The sequence below is a fragment of the Streptomyces sp. TSRI0107 genome (assembly GCF_001905845.1).
In the GTDB taxonomy this organism is placed as follows: domain Bacteria; phylum Actinomycetota; class Actinomycetes; order Streptomycetales; family Streptomycetaceae; genus Streptomyces.
The window spans coordinates 17,335-37,291 of sequence record NZ_LIVZ01000008.1; the positions used below are offsets into that span (position 1 = coordinate 17,335).

The window sequence follows — 19,957 nt, forward strand, 5'->3', positions numbered from 1 at the left end:
AAGCGCCCACCGCGACGGTGGCCCACACTCTGCAAGCGTGACTCCCCGCGCCATGAGGCAGGAGGACAACGCGTGAGTGAGACCGCCGCGGCAACGGCACCCACCGAGCCGCTCAGAACGTCCTTGTTCGTCCCCGGCAGCTTCCCCCGCAGACGGGGACTGATCGTGCTGCTCAGCCTGATCGGCGGCCTGCTGGCCGCGTACGCCTGGTCCGCCGAGTTCGTGGACCACGAGATCGGCTTCAGGACCGCCGACACCCTGCTGGGGCACAACCCGGAGACCACCCCCATCAGCGGCATCGCCGCCGGGGTGGTCTTCGCCTTCGTCACCGGCCTGGCCGGATCGTTCACCGCGTGCAACATCGCGGTCTTCGGTGCCGTCGGGCCGCTGGTGGGGCAGAAGGAGTCGCGACGGCAGCGGTTCCTGCACACCGTCAAGCCGCTGGGCTGGATGGCCGCCGGCATGATCCCGGTGTCCGCCCTCTACGGAGTGATCGTGGGCCTGGCCGGCACCCACATGCCGCAGTTCTCGACCGTCAGGCCCGCCGGCGGAGGCATGACGCCCCGCATCGCCCAGGCGATGATCACCTTCGGGTTCATCGGGCTCGTCATGATCGTCCTCGGCCTGGCCGCCCTGGGAGTGATCAGGGATCCGCTGGCCGCCGCCTCCCGGCGGTTCCGCAACGCGCCGCTGGTGCTGATGGGCGTCCTGGTCGGCGCCTTCCTGATCGGGCGCCCGTACCCGCTGTTCCGGAGCCTGTTCCGGCACGCGGCGACCACGCAGGACCCGCTGTACGGCGCGGTCGCGTTCACCCTGCAGTCCCTCGGCAACGTGCTCGTCATGGCGGTGCTGTTCATCGCGCTGTCCTACGGACTGGGCGGGCGGCTTCAGCGCTGGCTCACCGCGCGGCCGGGCCGGGCGGCCACGCTGACCGCCTCGGCGTTCCTCGTCACCGGTTTCTTCACCCTCGTCTACTGGACGGTGCGCATTCTCGGCAGGCTCGACTACATCTGGTTCCCGACGGCTCCCTGGAACAACTGAGCGCGATTCTCCGGAGCGCGCTCAGGAGCCGGTCGCCCAGGACGTCGCCGACGACGAGCCTTTCCCGTACGACGGCGTCGTCACCGGGCCGGTGGAGCGCTTCGACGTCCGCGGAGGCAGCCCTGCCGGCTGCCTCCGCGTAGTCGTCCAGCCGGTCGACGAAGTCGCCGTGCCCCAGCTCGCGCAGCGTGTCCAGCACACCGGCCGCGGCGGCGAACTCCGCGCTGTGCGGTGACACCCGCCAGCCCTGGCGCTCCGCCACCGCCAGCAGGTCGCCGACGCTCGCGGACGACGGCTCGTCCGCGGCGGCGGGCGGCGTCCCGTCCCGGCCCGCACGGGGGCGGCGCGCCGAGGCGGGGTCCTCGCCGTCGACCGCGGCGAGCGCGTCGCGCACCGCGGTCAGGGAGAGGCCCCCGACGTTCAGCAGCGCGCGGATCAGGAGCAGCCGGTGGACGTGCGTGCCGTCGTAGTGCGCCCGTGTGCGGCTGATGAGCCGTCCCGACGTCAGCAGGCCCTCACGCAGGTAGAACTTGATCGTCGGGATGGGAACCCCGGTGACGTGTGAGAGTTCCGCGATGAGCATGGGGCCTCCGTGCCGTCACTCGTGAGCGTGCGTTCCGGGGACGGCCTCGGTCGGCTGCGGCGGGCGGGCGAGCAGGGTGCCCGCGCGGCGCGCGGCCGTGAAGGCCGACCAGGCGACCAGCGCCACGAGATCGCCGTCGCCCGCCCCGCTGCTCCGCACCGGCGCGACGACGGACTCGTCCACCCGGTACGAGGCGCAGGCCGTGAGCAGGGCGAGCCTGCCGACGGCACGGTCGCCCGGGGGCAGCGCCGCCAGCGCGGTGTCCAGCCAGCCGAGCCCGAGCCCCCTGTGGCCGCCGTCCCAGTCGGCCAGCTCCGCGTCGACGAGCGCGCGGACGGAGGACGGGACGACCCGCTCGCCCGCGGCGGAGACGGCCGCCGCGGCGCGGGCGAACGCGCCGGCGACGGTGGGGGTGTCCCGGGCCCATTCGAGGTCGCCGGGGAGCGGAGCGGCCGGCAGCAGATCGAGGGAGCGGCCCGGTTCCCGGTGCGCCCGGGCGCTCTCGCCGAGGGCCCGGGCGAGCAGGCGGGAGGCGGTGCGCCGGGCGGGGGAGGGGATCCGGGCGGGAAGCGGCTCCGGGCCGAGGAACACGTTAACCACGCGGTTGAGGTAGTGGAAGGTCACGGCCACGCCCAGGGCCTCGGGCAGTTCCCGCGGGGCGGGCGGCCGAGCGGGCCGCCCGCCCCTTCCCCCCTGGGCCCAGAGGGCGAGCCCGCGCGACTCGCCCTCCGGATTCGCGGGACCGGCGTCCTGCCCCGACGTGGCGGCGCCGGCCCCGGGCACCAGGCCGCTCAGCGTCGTCCCGTGCACATGGACGCAGTACGGGCACGAGTTGGCCTGTGACACCGCGGTCGCGACGGCCTCCTTGTGGGCGCGCTCCAGCTCCCCGGTGGCGACGAGCGTCTCGCGGAGCACCGTCCACGCGGCGGCCAGCAGCGGCGGGGCGGGGGCGTGCAGCGCGACCGGCGGAGCGAGCATCCCGAAGTCCCGCTCGACCTCCTCGTAGACGGCCGCGACCAGGCCGGACGCGGCGGCGGGCGGCACGCGCCGTACGTATCGCACGTGCGAGAGCGACCGTCGCGCGGCCGGACGGACGAGCGGGTTCGGCATCGTTCATCTCCCTTTCCCTTGGCCTTGCCCTTTGCCTTCGTGGACTCCCGGACGGCCTGGTCCGAACGCCAGGCTCTAGGGGGTGTCTCGCCGATCATGCCGGGCTCGCGGCGTCTGGCACCGCGCCTCGCCGCGTTGTCGTCACTCGCCGATGCGCCGCATCGACTCCCTCCTCCGCCTTGCGATGCACGGCACCAGACGCCGCTCCCTGATCCGGCCTGATCGACGAGGCACCCCCTAGTCGCGCGCCAGGTACGGCAGTTGTGTCCGTACGCCGCGCCGGCCGGCGGTGTTCCCGTCGGGGGTGGGGGCGCCGTAGGTGACGTCGACGCCGCGTTCGCGGGCCGCCTGGACGATGCCCGGCATGGCGCGTTCGGCCAGGGCGGAGATGGTGAGCGCCGGGTTGACCGTGAGGGCGCCGGGCACCGCGGAGCCGTCCGTCACGAAGATGCCGGGGTGGCCGCGCAGCTCGTGCCGGTCGTCGAGGGCGGAGGTGTGGGGGTCGTCGCCGATGCGGACGGAGGCGAGCGGGTGGACCGTGTAGGCGCCCACCACGTCGTTGGTCCACGGCATCACACGGGACAGGCCGTCCCGCTCCAGGATGTCCTTCACGACGGCGTCCGACTCGGCCCAGCCGCGCAGGGTGTTGGCGGTCGGCCGGTACTGGATCGGCCCGCGGCCGAGCATCTGCTGCGAGATCCGGACCGCGTTCCCGGTGGGCGGCGGCGGACCGAAGACGCCCTCGTTGTCGTCCTCCACCATCGTGAAGATCGTCAGCCAGGAGCGCCAGCGCCGGACCAGCTCGGTCTTCTCCACGCCGAACCACGTGGGGCCCTGGGCGTCGGGCACCTGGGCGAGGATGGTGCCGAAGCCGGGCGGGAAGTACAGCTGCTCCAGGGAGAACCGGGAGTGCTCGGGCAGCCGCCCGTCGAGGTTGTCCCAGCTCGCCACGACCGGGCCCTTGCCGATCTGGTTGGCGAGGTAGGCGGTGCCGTCGCCGCGGTCGAGGCCGAGGAGGTCGCGGGCGCGGTCCTCGTCGACGACGGCGGTGTTGAGCCGTTCACCGTTGCCGGAGAAGTACCGGCCGACGGCGTGCGGCATGGCGCCGAGGTCGGCGGCGGAGCGCTGCAGGATGACTGGGGTGGCGCCGGCGCCCGCGGCGAGCACGACGATCTTGGCGTCGATGGTGCCGCTGCCGTTGTGCACCCGGTAGTCGGTGTCGTCGACGACGTTGTAGTGCACCCGGTAGCCGCCGTCGTCGGTGCGGGTCAGTTTCTGCACCTCGTGCAGTGGCCGGATCTCGGCGCCGTGGGCCAGCGCGGCGGGCAGGTAGTTCAGCAGCAGCGACCGCTTCGCGTCGAACCGGCAACCGGCCATCATCCAGTTGCAGTTGGTGCACTTCGCGGTGTCGACGGCGGTGGGCACGGGGTTGGCGGTCCGCCCGGCGTGGTCGCAGGCCGCGGCGAACAGCCCGCCGGCGTAGGTGACGTCCTGCCAGCTCTGGGTGGTGACCGGCAGGGCGTCGCTGACCACGTCGTACCAGGGGTCGAGCGTGTCGCGGTTGATCGAGGAGGGCCACATGCGGCGGCCGATGCTGCCGGTGCGGTCGAAGACGAAGCGCGGCGCGCGGGGCATCGCCGCGAAGTAGACGACACTGCCGCCGCCGACGCAGTTGCCGCCGAGCAGGCTCATGCCGTCGCCGACGACGAAGTCGAAGATGCGGGTGTAGGAGGACCCCAGCAGGAAGTCGTGCTCGAAGTCATTGGATTCCAGCCACGGCCCGCGTTCGAGAACGGTGACTTTCGCGCCGCCCGCCGCCAGGTGGTACGCGGCGATGGCACCGCCGAAGCCACTGCCCACGACGAGTACGTCGGTGCGTTCGGTGCCGTTCATGCCAGGCTCCCGGAAGGAGTGGTGTCGGGGTGGAGGCGGGCGAGCGGACGCCCGTAGGAGAAGTCGGGGAAGCGCCACAGCCCGTCGGGGTCCGGGGCGGCGAAGCCCATGGCCGCCAGTCCCGGATGCCCGGCGGCCATCGCCTCGGTGGTGTGCAGATGGGCGCCGGTGTCGAAGGCCATGTTGCTGAACAGGGCGAGGCTGACCCACAGATCGCGCTCGGGGTGGCCGGGCGCGGTCAGCGCGGTCACCAGGCCGGTGCGGTCGGCGAAGGACAGGGCCACGAACGGGGGCACCTCCGGGTCGAGGGAGATCGCGCGCTGGGCGGCGAGGGCCACGGCGTGGCCGTTGAGGGCGTGGGCGAGGTCCTCCAGGGACTCGGCCAGACCGGTCGCGGGGTTCTGCAGCAGTTCGAGGGCGCCCGCCGCGACGGCGCCGGGGCCGGAGGTGGCGCCGGCGACCGCACGGTCGTCCGGATTTCGCTTCTCTCCCGGGACTATGGTGTCGGCGAAGGCTTCCAGTGTGCTAATTGTGTCCTGTTTCGGGGCTGGTTGATCCAGTCGCATCGCTGTACCTTTTCGGCCTGTGGGACGTCTAAGCATCCTGTTGGTTGAATTTGATTCCAGCGGGTGCTGCACTGCTGTCGATGGTCCACGGTCCGCGTGGTGGGGGGCATCTCTGTCATTGCTGTCGGCGAGGCACCGGGCAAAGGGGCGGTATATTCCCGCAGCATGTACCGGCCAAACATCAACGGCCTTCTTGTTCGGGCGCTGATCGGCCGCTAATAATGACATTCGGCGGAGCCGCTTCCGCTTCAGAGACGGTCGCTGCAAGCGCCACCGGCCCAGGTTCTGTCCATCGGCATTTCGTCTCGGCTTCGGAGGACAAATGGCTAGTACAGGGTGCGCGGTAACGGGGATCGAAAGGGCGGTGGAGCGGTCGATCGAAGACATGAAGAGAAGGCTCTCGGAGCCGCTGAGCATTGATGACATGGCGCGTTTCGCCATGTATAGCAAGTTCCACTTCTCGCGGGAGTTCCAGCGGATCACCGGTATCTCTCCCCGGCGTTTTCTCTCCGCGTTAAGGATCCAGGAGGCCAAACGACTCCTGCTGACCACCAGCATGACCGTGACGGAGATCAGTTCCACGGTCGGTTACAGCAGTGTCGGCACATTCAGCTCGCGCTTTGCGAGCAGTGTCGGTCTGCCGCCTTCTGCATACCGCAGATTGGGTGGGTTCGTGCGCAAGGTGAACGCCGCGGAAAGGGGCGGGGCCGGCGGGTCGGTATACGGCGCGGTGAGCGCCCCGGTTGGTGCCGACCCGGGGCTCATATACCTCGGCCTGTTTCCCACCAGAGTGCCGGAGGGAAAACCCGTCAGCTGTACCGTGCTGAGCAGGCCGGGCCCATTCGAGATACGGGACGTGCCGATGGGCGCGTGGTACTTGCTGGGGCACTCGGTGCCGGCCTCCGCGCATGAGGCGCTCACCGACGACCAGGCGGTCCACGTCGGTTCCGTCGGCCCCCTCGAGATACTCCCCCGAGTGGCACGTCATCGCATCGATTTCCGGCTGCGCGAGGTGAGCGTGCTGGACCCGCCGGTGCTGATGGCACTCCAGCGGGTACGGTCGGGCACCTTCACGGCCAATCTGGTCAAGGCGGCCGGGTGACCGGCCGGGTGCGGTGGAGCGACTCCATCGCACCCGGCGCATGCCACGGCGTACCGTTCCTCACCGCACCGTACGGACCGTCACCCGAAGCCCGCCGCGCACCCCGAGCGACAGCATCGGCTCCGGGGCCACGCGAAGACCGGCCACCTTCTCCAGACGGAGCTCGCGGCACAGCAGGGCCACCGTGAAGACCGCCTCCATCAGCCCCAGGCTGCTGCCGACACACACCCGCGGACCCGCGCCGAACGGGATGTGCGCGTAGCGCGGGCGGTCGCTCCGCTCCCCGGGCGTGAAACGCTCGGGCCGGAACTGCCCCGGCGCCTCCCAGAAGTCCGGATGCCGGTGCAGCGTGTAGGGGCAGATCAGGACATCCGCGCCGGCCGGGACGTGATAGCCGCCGATCTCGTCGGCGGCCTGCGCCTGCCGGGGCAGGATCCACACCGGCGGATACAGCCGCATGGCCTCCTCGACCACCATGGCCGTGTAAGTCAGCGCGCGCAGATCCTCGTGGCGCGGCAGCCGGTCGCCCAGCACCTCCACCGCCTCCTGGTGCAGCCTGTCCCGCACCTCCGGGTGACGGTCGATCAGGTAGCAGGTCCAGCCCAGGGTCGAGGCGGTCGTCTCGTGGCCGGCCAGCAGCAGGGTGATCAGCTCGTCCCGCAGCCGCCGGTCGCCGACCCGCGGGTCCGGCTCCGCGCGCACCGAGGCGATCAGCCGGGACAGCGCGTCGTCCCCCTGCCCGATCGCACCCCGCGCGATCCGCTCCGCCGCCAGCTGCTCGACCACCCGCTGCAGTCGTGCCCGGGCCCGCCGGAAACGCATCTGGTGCGGCAGCGGGATCCACATCGGCACCGCGCCCATGGTGACCATCTCGAACATGGCCTGTTCCTGGACCGCCTCGAAGGCATGGCCGAGGTCGGCGAACTCGTCCAGGCCCGTGTCGAGCAGCGTGCGGCCCAGCACGCCCAGCGTCAGCCCCGTCAGCTCCCGCGTCAGGTTCACCGGGCCGCGCCCCTCGTACCGGCGCAGCCGCTCGACCAGCGCCGCCGCCTCCTCGGCGACCGCCCCCGCCTGCTGGGCGATCCGCCGGTGCTGGAAGGCGGGCTGGATGACCTTGCGCTGCCGGCGCCACAGATCGCCCTCGCTGGTCAGCAGCCCGTCGCCGAGGGCACGCCGGGACTGGGCCAGACCGATGCCCTTGTGGTAGTTGGCGGCGTTGTCCGCCAGCACGTGCTTGGCGTGGTCGGGATGGTTGAAGAAGTACAGCGTCTTCGGGCCGAGGGACAGCCGCACCGCGTCCCCGTACCCGGCGGCGGCCGTCATCATCGCCAGGCGGTCCCCGGCCAGTTGCCGCATCAGGGACGGCACGGCACGCAGCGGCGGCGACGGGGGGACCCGCCGGTCCGCACGGGTCACGGCGGTCACCGGCGCTCCGTCCCGGCGGCGATCCGCTCGGCGATCGCCCGCCGCCACAGTTCGTACGCCGGCAGGGACCCCGACCCGGCGGCCTCCCGCGGCCGGACCTCCTGGGTGATGCGGGCCGCCTCCTCCGGCTCCATGCCGCACAGCACCCGGGTGGCCTCCGCCGTGTGCGGCACCAGCAGCCCGGCGCGCAGCCGCGCCTCCGCGGCGAACGCGCTGCCCTGCGCCAGCGCGCCCCGGTGCGGCCCCGCCTGCTCCCGCAGCAGCGCCAGCTCCTCCTTGTCGCACCCACCCGCGTACGTGGCGGCGAGGCCCGCCCCGCTGTAGAGATCGGCCCGGCGCTCCTGTGGGAAACCCTCGATGGTGGACGCGACGAGACCGGCGTCGGTGCCGCACACGAACCACAGGGCACGGCCGACGCCCTGGTCGATCGCCTGACCGGTGTAGGACGGGAAGTCGTGCGCGGGCCACGGGAACCGCTCGTCCCGGTACTTGCGGTGCACGTACTTGTCGGTGCGGAAGTACGCCTGGTGGAAGCCGTACCCGTCCAGGACCAGCCAGCGCAGCAGCGGATCGAGCGAGTCGACGTCCGCCCACCGGAAACGCGGCAGCCGGGCCATCGCCCAGCCGATGCCGACGTACACCATGTAGACGTGCGCGCCGCCGCGGCCGGCCAGCAGCCGCTCGACGCCGTCCCGGCCGCCTCCCGGCAGGCCGTCGCGGACGGCGTACCCCATGCCCGCGCCCTCGTAGGCGAACCCGCGGAACCGCTCCGGAATCGCCTCCAGATGCTCCTCGGCCTCCGCCGTACCGCCGGCGGCCATGGCATGGCCGTAGCCCTCCAGGAACCGGCTGCCGATCGTCTCCAGCAGCTTCTGCGCCTCGGGCGTCTTCCGGTGGAAGCCGCGGGTCTCCAGCAGGGTCTCGGTCACGCTCGGCGTCAGCAACCGGCGCCGCAGCCTGCCCATGGTGCTCGGCATGGAACTCCCCTTCTTGTCGGCTGTCCCTGGGCGTTGCGCCGAGGTGCTATCGGCGGGCGGCCACTTCGGGACGGAAGTGAGCACGGATCGCGCGCCGCCAGTGCTCGTAGGCCGGGACCTGGCCCGGGCCACCCGCCGGCGGGGCGCTGTCGTCGGCGAGCGCCACGGCCGCCTCGACCGACAGGCCGGTCAGCGCCCGCGTCGCCACGGCCGTGTGCTCCGGCACGAACCCGGCGAGATCGCGGGCCCGGACCGCGAACACCGCTCCCTGCGCCAGCTCCGGCACATGCCGCCCGGCCAGCCGCCGCAGCTCGGCGAACGTGTCCGCGCCGCAGCCGCCGGCGAACGCGGAGGCCAGCCCCGCGCCGCTCCACAGGTCGGCCTGCCGGTGCTCGGCGAACGCGCGGATCGCGGCGTCGACGCGCTCGGGCCGGGCCCCGTGGATGAACCACAGGGCGCGGCCGATGCCCTGGTCCACGGCGCGCGGGAAGTAGTCGGGCGCGCCCTGCCACGGATGACTCGCCGGCACCCGCTGCTCGTCGACCCAGCGGCGGGTGTGGAAATAGGCCAGGTCGAAGCCGTAGCCGTCCACCGCGAGCCAGCTCATCACCGGGTGGAACGGCTGGTCGGTGAGATCGGGCAGCACCTTGCCCCACAGCACGCGCGGCAGCCGCGCCATGGCGAAGCCGATGCCGATGTAGGCGAGGAGGATGTGCGGGCGGCCGGGGCCGTCCAGCAGCCGGCGGGTGCGGTGGCCGCGGCGGCCCATCACGTCCAGCACGGTGAGCGCCATGGTGGCGCCCTCGTAGCCGAAGCCGCGCTGCTCGGGATCCAGGAGTTCCAGACGGTGCGCGATGTCCTCGACGCCGCGTTCCTCCATGGCCCACTCGAAGCCGCACACGACGGCGCGCGGGACGTCCTGGAGGCGGGCGGCGGGACTGCCGGCGGGCAGCGGCGGGAAGCCGCGCCGGGCGAACGACACCTCGGCCAGTTCGGGGGCGAGCAGTACGCGCCGGAGCGATCTCAGAGTCCTCGCCACATTTCCCTCCACGAACGACTCGACTGCCACACCATCATCGGCACCCGGGCGACACCGGTGCTTCTTCACGGTTGCGCCTCCCGCCGGGCCGCGCCCCCACAGCACGGTCGGAGAAGTGGACGCGCCCCGCCTCGTCTGAGACTGGGCCCCGCGACAAGCCGCCCGGAGAGAGGACGAGGCATGACACAGCACAGGGACCCCTACGGCGATCTGGTGGCGGAGGGCGACGCCCTCGAGGCACTGCTCGTGGATCTCGACGAGGACGAGTGGGCGCGGCCGACACCGGCCGAGGGATGGACGGTCCGGCACCAGGTCGGCCACCTGACCATGGTGTTCGGCATGGCCGAGAAGGCCGCCGGGGACCCCGCCGCGTTCAAGGAGTTCGTCGCCAAGGTCACCAACTTCGACCAGGCCGTCCAGCACGGGCTCGAACCGTATCTGCCCATGGACGGCAAGCAGTTGCTGGACGCCTGGCGGACACAGCGGGCGGCGACCGAGCGGGCGCTGCACGGTGTGCCCCCGGCGCAGCTGGTGCCGTGGCTGGTCCGGCCGATCCCGGCGGCGGTGCTGGCGGCGGCCGGGATGATGGAGATGTTCGCGCACGGCCAGGACGTCGCCGACGCCCTCGGAGTCACCCGCGAGTACACCGACCGGATCCGGCACGTGGCCGAGTTCACCGCGATCACCTGGCAGTTCGGCTACCAGTCGCACGGCCTGCCGGAGCCCCGCGAGGGCTTCCGCTTCGAACTGACCGCGCCCTCGGGCGAGGTGTGGACGCTCGGCGTGCCCGACGCGGAGCAGCGGATCACCGGACCCGCCGTCGACCTGTGCCTGCTCGCCACCCGGCGCCGGCACCGCGACGACCTCGCGCTCACCGCGTCCGGACCGGACGCCGACCAGTGGCTGGACATCGCCCAGGCGTACCGCGGCCCGGCCGGTCCCGGGCGCAAGCCCGGCCAGTTCGCCACGCAGGCGCGCTGAGCAAGGCCGGCGGGCCGGAGAGTTCGTGTCACCCGGAACCGGGTGACACGGACCCCGCCCCCGCGGGGGAGCGTCGGAAACCGACGGGGGGCGCATTCCGACGGCGCACGGGAATTCGCGCCCCGAGAGCATGTGAACGGAATCCCAATTGATTCCACGGGCCGCATTCAAAAGGCCGGCGGTGACGAGTCCCGGGCCGTGGCCGAGGATTTTCGCGACGGCCCGCCCGCGGCGCTTCTTCGAGCTTGCCGACTGCCCTGACGTGCGCAGTCTCGGCTAGCAAGCCGGGAGATGCCGACCGCACGGCAATCCCGGATCGTAGCTGTGGAATCAAATCTCGATTCGCACGCCGACCCTGACATCCACCAGAGAGAGGGGGGAGCACCGTGGCGTACAGCCAGCGGATTCGCAGGCTTGTGCCGGGGCTGGTGACGGTTCTCATCGCGGCAACACTGTTCTTCGCGACCCGGGAATCGGTCGCCGCTCCCGACGGCACGAAGGTGGCCGCCGCCTACCGCTTCAAGGAAATGCCCATCGCCATGCCGCCGGGCTACGACAAGCTGCCCAAGCGCACCGTGCGCGAGGTCAACCCGGCCTACGAGAAGATCCGTTCCTGGATCTCGTCGGTGGGCGCGAGCATCGCGATCAACGACGTCACCGGAAACGGCCGGCCCTCCGGCATGTGCATCGTCGACACCCGCACCGACCAGGTCACGGTGACGTACACGCCCACGGCACGAAAGGCCGACCGGTTCACGCCGTTCCTCCTCGACGCCGCGCCGCTGCCGGTGGACAACACCATGGCGCCGACCGGCTGCACCTTCGGGGACTTCAACGCGGACGCGCGCATGGACATCCTGGTCAGCTACTGGGGACGCACCCCGATCCTCTTCCTGGCCCGCTCCGACGCGCGCACACCGTCGAACAGCGCCTATGTGCCGCGTGAGCTGGTGCCCTTCCAGTCGCGGGACGGCAAGTACCACGGCCCGCGCTGGAACACCGACGCCGTGCACGTCAGCGACCTGGACGGGGACGGCCATCCGGACATCGTCATCGGCAACTACTTCCCCGACTCCGACGTCCTCGACCCCCATGGCCTGAAGAACGTCGTGATGAACGACTCGCTGTCCCGCTCCGAGAACGCCGGCGGCGACCGCGTGCTGCGCTGGACGTCCGCCACCTCCGGCACCGAGCCCACCGCGCACTACACGGAGGACTCCAAGGCCATCCCGTACGACGCCGCCACGGGCTGGACGCTCGCCATCGCGGGCGCCGACCTGACCGGTGACGTCCTGCCGGAGCTGTACATCGCCAACGACTTCGGCCACGACCACCTGCTCTACAACCGCTCCCGTCCCGGGCAGATCCGGTTCACCGAGGCGGTCGGGGAACGCACCCCCACCACACCCAAGTCGTTCGTGCTCGGCAAGGGCTCCTTCAAGGGCATGGGCGTCGACTTCGGCGACCTGGACCGCACCGGCCGCTTCGACATGGTGGTCAGCAACATCACCGCGGCGTGGGGCCTGGAGGAGTCCAACTTCGTCTGGAAGAACCGCACTTCCGACGAGGCGGAGATGGAGCGCAAACTCGCCGACGGCGTCGCCCCGTTCACCCAGGAGGCCCGCGAGTACGGCCTGGCGTGGACCGGCTGGAACTGGGACGTCAAGATGGGCGACTTCCGCAACTCCGGCAACCAGGACGTCGTCCAGACCGACGGCTTCGTCAAGGGCGAGATCGACCGCTGGCCGTGGCTGCAGGAGATGGCCATGGCCAACGACCTCCTGCTGTCCAACCCCGCCATGTGGCCCAACGTGCAGCCGGGCGACGACATCGCCGGGGACGACAAGCTGGCGTTCTACGCCCGCACCGACGACGGCACCTTCGCCAACATCAGCGAGCAGCTCGGCCTCGCGGTGCCCACCCCCACCCGCGCCCTGGCGACCGGCGACACCACCGGCACCGGCGCGCTGGACCTCGCCGTGGCCCGGCAGTGGGGACCGCCCGCCTTCTACTGCAACACGTCCCCGGACCTCGGCAACCACCTCACCCTGAACCTGGTGCGGCCCTCCGAGGACCCGGCCGCGAAGGGCTCCGACGACGGCCTGTCCGGCGCCGGCACCCCCGCCTACAACGCCACGGTCCGCGCCACCACGCCCGACGGCACGGAGATCGCACAGCTCGACGGCGGCAGCGGCCACAGCGGCTTCCGCAGCTTCGAGGTCCGCTTCGGACTCGGCTCCTACGACGGACCCGTGAACCTGGACATCCGGTGGCGTGACGCCGACGGCAACGTCCACCAGCAGGAACGCCGCCTCGACCCCGGCACCCACACCCTCATGCTCACCGGCGACGCGCAGGAGGTACCGAGCACATGACCGCGACGGTGACCCAACCCGCCGCGGGGCAGGCACCGCAGGCCGGCGCGCCGCGCCCGGCCGGCAAACCCGACCCGCGCTATCTCGCACTGCGCAACTTCGCAATCTCCATCAGCGTGTTCAACGTCTTCGGCTACACCCTGCTCGGCTTCGAGCAGCCGTGGCTCTGGCCGATCCTGGCCGTGCTCTGCGGCTACGCCACCGAGATCGGCCTCGAACTGATCAGCGCCTGGGCGTACAAGCGCGCCCCGCGCTTCCGGGGCCGGGGCGTGCGCGGGGTGTACGAGTTCCTGCTGCCCGCCCACATCACCTCGCTGGCCGTGTCGATGCTCACCTACGGCAACGACCTGTTCCTGCCGGTCCTGTTCGGCGTGGTCGTCGGCGTCGGCGGCAAGCACGTGTTCCAGGCGCCGATCGCGGGCCGGATGCGGCACTTCATGAACCCGTCGAACTTCGGCATCACCGTCTCGCTGCTCTGCTTCGGCACCTGGTTCAGCATCGCGCCGCCGTACCAGTTCACGGAGAACGCGAACAATTTCTTCCGGATGGCCATCCCGCTGATCATCGCGACCGCGGGAACCGTCATCAACGCCATCCTGACCAAGCGCGTCGCGCTGATCGTCGGCTGGCTCGGCGGCTTCGCGATCCAGGGCGTGATCCGGCACTTCGTCTGGGACGTCGCGGTCTACTCGGCGGTCGGCACGATGAGCGGCGTCGCCTTCGTGCTCTTCACCAACTACATGATCAGCGACCCGGGTACCACGCCGACCAAGGCCCGCAACCAGTTCATGTTCGGCGCGTCGGTCGCGATGGTCTACGGGGTGATGATGCTCTTCAACGTCGTCTACACGCTGTTCTTCGCCACCACCGCGGTGTGCGCCCTGCGCGGCATCGGCTGGTGGGTGGCCCACTTCAGGCAGCGCCGCCGCGAGCGGGCCGCCGCCGTGCCGTCCGCGACCGCGGGCACGGCCACCGGATCCGAGGCGGTGGCGGCATGACCGGAGCGCCGTCGCGTATCGCCGTCGTCGGGATGGCCTGCCGCTACCCCGACGCCGAGACGCCCGAGCAGCTGTGGCAGAACGTCCTGGCCGGGCGGCGCGCCTTCCGCCGCCTCCCGGACGAGCGGATGCGCCACGAGGACTACTACTCGCCCGACCCCGCCGCCCCGGACCGCCACTACGCACGCAAGGCGGCCGTCCTGGAGGGGTACGAGTTCGACCGCGTCAGGCACCGCGTCGCCGGCAGCACCTTCCGCGCCACGGACATGACGCACTGGCTGGCCCTCGACACCGTCGCGCGGGCCCTGGAGGACGCGGGGTTCCCCGACGGCGGGGGCCTGCCGGCGGCCACCACCGGCGCCGTCCTCGGCAACAGCCTCACCGGCGAGTTCAGCCGCGCCAACCTGATGCGGCTGCGCTGGCCGTACGTCCGGCGCACGGTCGGCGCGGCGCTGCGCGAGCAGGGCTGGTCGGACAAGGAGCTGGCCGGGTTCCTGGCCGGTCTGGAGGAGCGGTACAAGCAGCCGTTCCCGCCGATCGACGAGGACAGCCTGGCCGGCGGCCTGGCCAACACCATCGCCGGACGCATCTGCAACCACTTCGACCTCGGTGGCGGCGGGTTCACGGTCGACGGCGCCTGCTCCTCCTCGCTGCTGTCCGTCGCCACCGCGTGCGACGCGCTGGCCGCCGGGAAGTGGGACGTGGCCATCGCGGGCGGCGTGGATCTGAGCATCGACCCGTTCGAGGTGATCGGCTTCGCCAAGACGGGAGCCCTGGCCACCGGCGAGATGCGCGTCTACGACCGCGGCTCCAACGGCTTCTGGCCCGGTGAGGGCTGCGGTGCCGTGGTGCTGATGCGGGACGAGGACGCCGTGGCGCAGGAACGTTTCCGTTACGGGGTGATCGCTGGCTGGGGCTGGTCCTCGGACGGCCGCGGCGGCATCACCCGCCCCGAGGCGAGCGGCCACCGCCTCGCCCTCGACCGGGCCTACCGCTCCGCCGGATTCGGCCTGGAGACCGTCTCCTACCTGGAGGGCCACGGCACCGGCACCGCCGTGGGCGACGCCACCGAGCTGCGCGCCCTGTCCGAGGCCCGCCGGGCCGCCGACCCGGACGCGCCGCCCGCCGCCCTCGGCACCGTCAAGGGCAACATGGGCCACACCAAGGCCGCGGCCGGGATCGCCGGCCTGCTCAAGGCCCTGCTCGTGGTGCGCCACCAGATCATCCCCCCGGCCACCGGCCACCACGACCCGCACCCCGAACTGCTCGGCGAGCGGCCCGCGTTGCGGGTGCCGCGCCAGGCCGAGGCGTGGCCCGACGGCGCCCCGCGGCGAGCCGGGGTCTCCTCGATGGGCTTCGGCGGCATCAACGCGCACGTCGTCGTCGAGCACGCCGACGGGGTGCGCCGCACCGCCCTGCCCCGGTCCGCCGTCCGCCTGGTCCGCTCCCGCCAGGACTGCGAGCTGCTCCTGGTCGACGCGGACGACACCGCCGGGCTGCGCGGACGGCTGGCCGGGCTCGCCGCCCTCGCCGGACGCCTGTCCTACGCCGAACTCGCGGACCTGGCGGCCTCGTTGCAGGCCGAGCTGGCGGGCCGTGCGGTCCGGGCCGCCGTCGTCGCCTCGTCGCCGGAGCAGGCGGAGGAACGCTTCACCGAGCTGCTGGCCCGGGTCGACGGGGGTGCGCGCACCGTCGTCGAGCCGGCCGGCGGGCTGTTCCTCGGCCGCCGTACCGACGTACCGCCCCGGATCGGATTCCTCTTCCCCGGGCAGGGCGCCGGCCGCGGCGGCGACGGGGGCGCGCTGCGCGCCCGCTTCGCCGCCGTCGACGAGCTGTACCGGGACCAGGCCCTCCCGGTCGGCGGCGACCAGGTCGCGACCGAGGTCGCCCAGCCCCGGATCGTCACGGCCTCCGCGGCCGGGCTGCGCGTGCTGGCGATGCTCGGCATCACCGGCACGTCCGCCGCGGGCCACAGCCTGGGCGAACTGACGGCCCTGCACTGGGCCGGGGCCATGGACGAGGCCGGGCTGCTGCGCACGGCGGCGGCGCGCGGCCGGGTGATGGCCGCCGCCAGCGACGGCGGGGGCGCGATGGTGAGCATCGCCGCGGGCCCCGCGTCGGTGGAGCCGCTGCTCGCCGGTGAGCCCGTGGTGATCGCCGGGTACAACGGGCCCCGCCAGACCGTGGTCTCGGGGCCCGCCGCCGCCGTCGAGCGGGTGAGCGCGCGGGCCGCCGCCCAGGGGCTCGGCTCGCAGCGCATCAACGTCTCGCACGCCTTCCACTCGGCCGCGGTCGCCCCGGCGGCGCGCGCGTTCGCCCGGCATCTGGCGGAGGAGCGGCTCGCGCCACTGGAGCGGCGGGTGGTCTCCACGGTCACCGGCGCGCCGCTCGCCCTGGACACCGACGTGGCGGAGCTGCTGACCCGTCAGGTTCTCGCGCCGGTGCGGTTCACGGAGGCGGTGCGGGGTGTGGCGGCCGAGAGCGAGCTGCTGCTGGAGGTCGGCCCGGGGCGCATCCTGAGCGGTCTCGCCGCGGAGACGGTGGACGTTCCGGTGATCGCCCTCGACACCGACGGCAGGTCCCTCGCGGGGCTCTTCCAGGGGGTGGCCGCGGCGTGGGTGCTCGGCGCCCCGGTGCGCCACCGGGAGCTGTTCCGGGACCGCTTCACCCGGCCGCTGCCGCTGGACAAGGAGTTCCGCTTCCTGGCGAGCCCGTGCGAGTCGGCGCCGGACGGGGACCTGCCGCTCCCGGCGGACACCGGGACGGACCCCGTCGCCGCGGCGGCCGTACGGCCGCCGGCCGGGGACTTTGCCGAGGACGGCGCGAGCACGCTCGACATCCTGATGCGGCTGGCCGCGGCCCGTGCCGAGCTGCCGCCGTCGGCCGTCTCGCCGGACACCAACCCACTGGACGAGCTGCACCTCAGCTCGATCACCGTCGGCCAGATCATGAACGACGCGGCCCGTGAACTGGGCGTCGAGGCGATCGCCACGACCTCGGCGTTCGCCACGTCGACGCTGGCCGAACTGGCGGCCCTGCTGGACGAGCTGTCCGGCACGGCCCTGCCGTCCGACGCGGACCGTACGACGGCGGCGGCCGGTGTCGCGCCGTGGGTCCGGGCGTTCTCGGTCGACCTCGTCGAGGCCGCACCGGCGGGCGTGGCCGGGCAGGCCGGCTCCGCCGCGGGAGACGGGGCGGACTGGGCCGTGTTCGCCCCCGACCGGCATCCGCTGGCCGGGCCGCTCGCGGCGGCGCTCCGGGACGCCGGGCTCGGCGGGGGCGTGCTGCTCTGCCTGCCCGCCGACTGCGACGACGAGCACGCCGCGCTGATGCTCTCCGCCGCCCGCGCCGCCCTGCACCCCACCGCGCCGGCCGCCCGGTTCGTCGCGGTCGGCGACCGGCGCGGGGCCGCCGGGCTGGCCAAGACGCTCCACCTGGAGGCGCCCGCCACCGCCACGACGGTGGTCACGCTCCCGCTGAACAGCCTGTCCGACGTGGCGGGGCTGGCGCGCCGGATCGTCGCGGACGTCGCGGGGACCAGCGGGTTCAGCGAGGTGCACTACGACGCGGCGGGCGTCCGCCGGGTGCCGGTGCTGCGGGCCCTGCCGCCCGTCGACGTCTCCGGCGCCGGCAGCGGGGCCCGGGTCCCGCTGACCGTCGCCGACGTCCTGCTGGTCACCGGCGGAGGCAAGGGCATCACCGCCGAGTGCGCCCTGTCCCTCGCCCGTGAGTCCGGCTGTGCCATCGGCCTGCTCGGGCGGTCCGACCCCGAGACCGACCGGGAGCTCGCCGCCAACCTCGGCCGGATGGCGGCCTCGGGCGTCCGCTTCCACTACGCCCGAGCCGACGTCACCTCGGCCGGTGACACCAAGGCCGCCGTGCAGGAGATACGTGAACGGCTCGGCCCCGTCACCGCCGTGCTGCACGGCGCGGGACGCAACGAACCGCGCGCCCTCGCCGACCTCGACGAGGCGTCGTTCCGCCGCACCCTCGCCGTGAAGATCGCCGGGCTGGAGGCGGTCCTCGCCGCCGTCGACCCGGCGGACCTCAGGCTGGTCGTCGCGTTCGGCAGCATCATCGGCCGGGCCGGACTGCGCGGCGAGGCCGACTACGCCACCGCCAACGACTGGCTGACGGAGCGGATCGCGCGGCTGCGCCGGGACCTGCCCGGCTGCCGGTGCGTGGCGCTGGAGTGGTCGGTGTGGTCCGGCACCGGGATGGGGGAGCGGCTCGGGGTGCTCGAGTCGCTGCTGCGGGAGGGCATCGAGCCGATCCCGGCCGACGAGGGCGTCGCGATGCTCCGGCAGGTGCTGGCCGACCCGGACATGCCCGACACCCTGGTCGTCATGGGCCGCGCCGGCGGCCTGCCGACCCTCACCCTGGAGGAGCGCGAACTGCCGCTGCTCCGGTTCGTGGAGGGCGTCCAGGCCCACTACCCCGGTGTCGAACTCGTGGCCGACTCCGAGCTGTCCGCCGCCACCGACCCCTACCTCGCCGACCACCTCCTCGACGGCACCCTGCTGCTGCCGGCGGTGCTCGGCATGGAGGCCATGGCGCAGGCCGCCGCGGCGCTCACCGGCCGCACCGGCCGCGACGCGGTGCCCGTCCTGGAGGACGCCGAGTTCCTGCGTCCGGTGGCGGTGCCGCCGGACGGTACGACCACCGTGCGGGTGGCCGTGCTGGCCACCGGCCCCGACACGGTCCGCGCGGTGATCCGCAGCAGCGAGACGGACTTCCGCGCCGACCACTTCCGCGCGGTGCTGCGCTACGGGCCGCACCCGCGGCCGGCGGACGGTCCGGTCCCGCCCGAGGGCGTGCCCCCGGCGCTGGACCCGGCGCGGGAGATGTACGGGCCGGTGCTGTTCCAGGGCGCCCGCTTCCAGCGGCTGCGGGGCTACCGGCACCTCGCGGCCAAGGAGTGCGTCGCGGACATCTCGACGTCCGCCACCGCGCCCTGGTTCGCGGGCTTCCTCTCGCCCGACCTGGTGCTGGCCGACCCGGGCACCCGGGACGCGCTGATGCACTCCATCCAGGCGTGCGTGCCGGACGCGACGCTGCTGCCGGTCGGCATCGAGCGGCTGCACCTCGCCGACCCGGCCACGGCGGCCGCCGGCGACCGGGTGGTCCTGCACGCCGTCGAGCGCTCCCGGGACGGCGACACCTACGTCTACGACCTCGACGTCCGCGACGAGCACGGCACGGTCGTCGAACGCTGGACGGGCCTGACGCTGCGTGCCGTCCGCAAGCTGGACGGCTCCGGCCCCTGGGAGCCCGCGCTGCTCGGCCCCTACCTGGAGCGGCGCGCCGAGGCGGTGCTGTCCGCGCCGGTGCGGATCGCCGTCCACCCGGACGGGGACGACGCCGACGGCGGCCGGGACGCCCGGCGGGCCCGCACCGCCCACGCCCTCGGCCAGGCGCTCGGCCGCCCGGTGACGCTCAGGCACCGCCCGGACGGGCGTCCCGAGGTGGACGGCGGCCCGTACGTCTCCGCCTCCCACGGGGCCGGCGTGACCCTCGCCGTGGCGGGAGACCGGCCGGTCGCGTGCGACGTGCAGCGCGTCGGCACGCACGGCCCGGACGACTGGGAGGGGCTGCTGGGCGCCGGCGGGCTCGCGCTGGCCCGGCTGATCGCGGCCGAGCACGGCGAGGACCTGCCGCTCGCCGCGACCCGGGTGTGGGGCGCCGTCGAGTGCCTGCGCAAGAGCGGCCGGGCGCACGTCGAGCTGACCGTGGACGGCGGCCCCGGGGCGCCGGAGCGGTGGGTGGTGCTGCGGTGCGGCGCGGCCCGGATCGCCACCGTCCCGGCCGTCCTGCGCGGTGCGCCGGAACCGGCGGTGTTCGCCGTGCTGACAGAGAAGGAGGGGTGA

General features: G+C 73.2%; 13 protein-coding genes. 6 read left to right on the plus strand and 7 right to left on the minus strand.

The window, feature by feature from the left end; all coding sequences use genetic code 11:
* Positions 1-72: 72 nt before the first annotated feature.
* The gene (locus AMK31_RS22695; protein ID WP_198948546.1) at positions 73-1,041 is read left to right on the plus strand and encodes a hypothetical protein; all 969 of its coding nucleotides are present in this window, start codon (positions 73-75) and stop codon (positions 1,039-1,041) included.
* Here the strand turns inward: AMK31_RS22695 and AMK31_RS22700 are convergent.
* The 4 genes from AMK31_RS22700 to AMK31_RS22715 form a co-directional block, all read right to left on the minus strand.
* Positions 962-1,624 carry a MerR family transcriptional regulator gene (locus AMK31_RS22700; RefSeq protein WP_073942460.1) on the minus strand — a complete coding sequence of 221 codons (663 nt, stop codon included), beginning with the start codon at positions 1,622-1,624 and terminating at the stop codon, positions 962-964. The genes AMK31_RS22695 and AMK31_RS22700 overlap by 80 nt on opposite strands.
* A gap of 15 nt (positions 1,625-1,639) precedes the next feature.
* Positions 1,640-2,734, minus strand: coding sequence for a carboxymuconolactone decarboxylase family protein (locus AMK31_RS22705; RefSeq protein ID WP_073942461.1), 1,095 nt, complete (start codon positions 2,732-2,734; stop codon positions 1,640-1,642).
* Between the two features lie 237 nt (positions 2,735-2,971).
* Complete coding sequence (locus AMK31_RS22710; protein ID WP_073942462.1) at positions 2,972-4,627, minus strand: FAD-dependent oxidoreductase; 1,656 nt, start codon at positions 4,625-4,627, stop codon at positions 2,972-2,974.
* The gene (locus AMK31_RS22715) at positions 4,624-5,193 is read right to left on the minus strand and encodes a DUF5987 family protein (protein WP_073942463.1); all 570 of its coding nucleotides are present in this window, start codon (positions 5,191-5,193) and stop codon (positions 4,624-4,626) included. Before AMK31_RS22715 ends, AMK31_RS22710 begins: the two co-directional genes overlap by 4 nt.
* Positions 5,194-5,578: 385 nt before the next feature.
* Here AMK31_RS22715 and AMK31_RS22720 point away from each other — a divergent pair, with 385 nt between their 5' ends.
* Entirely contained in the window at positions 5,579-6,295 is a 717-nt protein-coding gene (locus AMK31_RS22720; RefSeq protein WP_073942727.1) for a helix-turn-helix transcriptional regulator, read from the plus strand.
* A 60-nt stretch (positions 6,296-6,355) separates the two neighbouring features.
* Here the strand turns inward: AMK31_RS22720 and AMK31_RS22725 are convergent, their stop codons facing one another.
* The 3 genes from AMK31_RS22725 to AMK31_RS22735 all read right to left on the minus strand — a co-directional run bounded on the left by AMK31_RS22725 (position 6,356) and on the right by AMK31_RS22735 (position 9,736).
* Complete coding sequence (locus AMK31_RS22725) at positions 6,356-7,651, minus strand: cytochrome P450 (RefSeq protein ID WP_079186912.1); 1,296 nt, start codon at positions 7,649-7,651, stop codon at positions 6,356-6,358.
* Between the two features lie 65 nt (positions 7,652-7,716).
* Entirely contained in the window at positions 7,717-8,697 is a 981-nt protein-coding gene (locus AMK31_RS22730; RefSeq protein ID WP_073942464.1) for a DUF1702 family protein, read from the minus strand.
* Between the two features lie 46 nt (positions 8,698-8,743).
* A complete protein-coding gene (locus tag AMK31_RS22735) occupies positions 8,744-9,736 on the minus strand; it encodes a DUF1702 family protein (protein WP_073942465.1) in 993 nt (330 codons plus the stop codon).
* A 180-nt stretch (positions 9,737-9,916) separates the two neighbouring features.
* On the opposite strand from AMK31_RS22735, the gene AMK31_RS22740 reads away from it, so the two are divergent.
* From AMK31_RS22740 to AMK31_RS22755, 4 genes are all read left to right on the plus strand, one after another.
* Positions 9,917-10,717, plus strand: coding sequence for a TIGR03084 family metal-binding protein (locus tag AMK31_RS22740; protein ID WP_073942466.1), 801 nt, complete (start codon positions 9,917-9,919; stop codon positions 10,715-10,717).
* Positions 10,718-11,103: 386 nt separating this feature from the next.
* Positions 11,104-13,092, plus strand: a complete 1,989-nt coding sequence (locus tag AMK31_RS22745; RefSeq protein ID WP_241842701.1) for a CRTAC1 family protein — start codon at positions 11,104-11,106, stop codon at positions 13,090-13,092.
* Entirely contained in the window at positions 13,089-14,090 is a 1,002-nt protein-coding gene (locus AMK31_RS22750; protein WP_073942467.1) for a hypothetical protein, read from the plus strand. Before AMK31_RS22745 ends, AMK31_RS22750 begins: the two co-directional genes overlap by 4 nt.
* A complete protein-coding gene (locus AMK31_RS22755; RefSeq protein WP_073942468.1) occupies positions 14,087-19,957 on the plus strand; it encodes a type I polyketide synthase in 5,871 nt (1,956 codons plus the stop codon). Before AMK31_RS22750 ends, AMK31_RS22755 begins: the two co-directional genes overlap by 4 nt.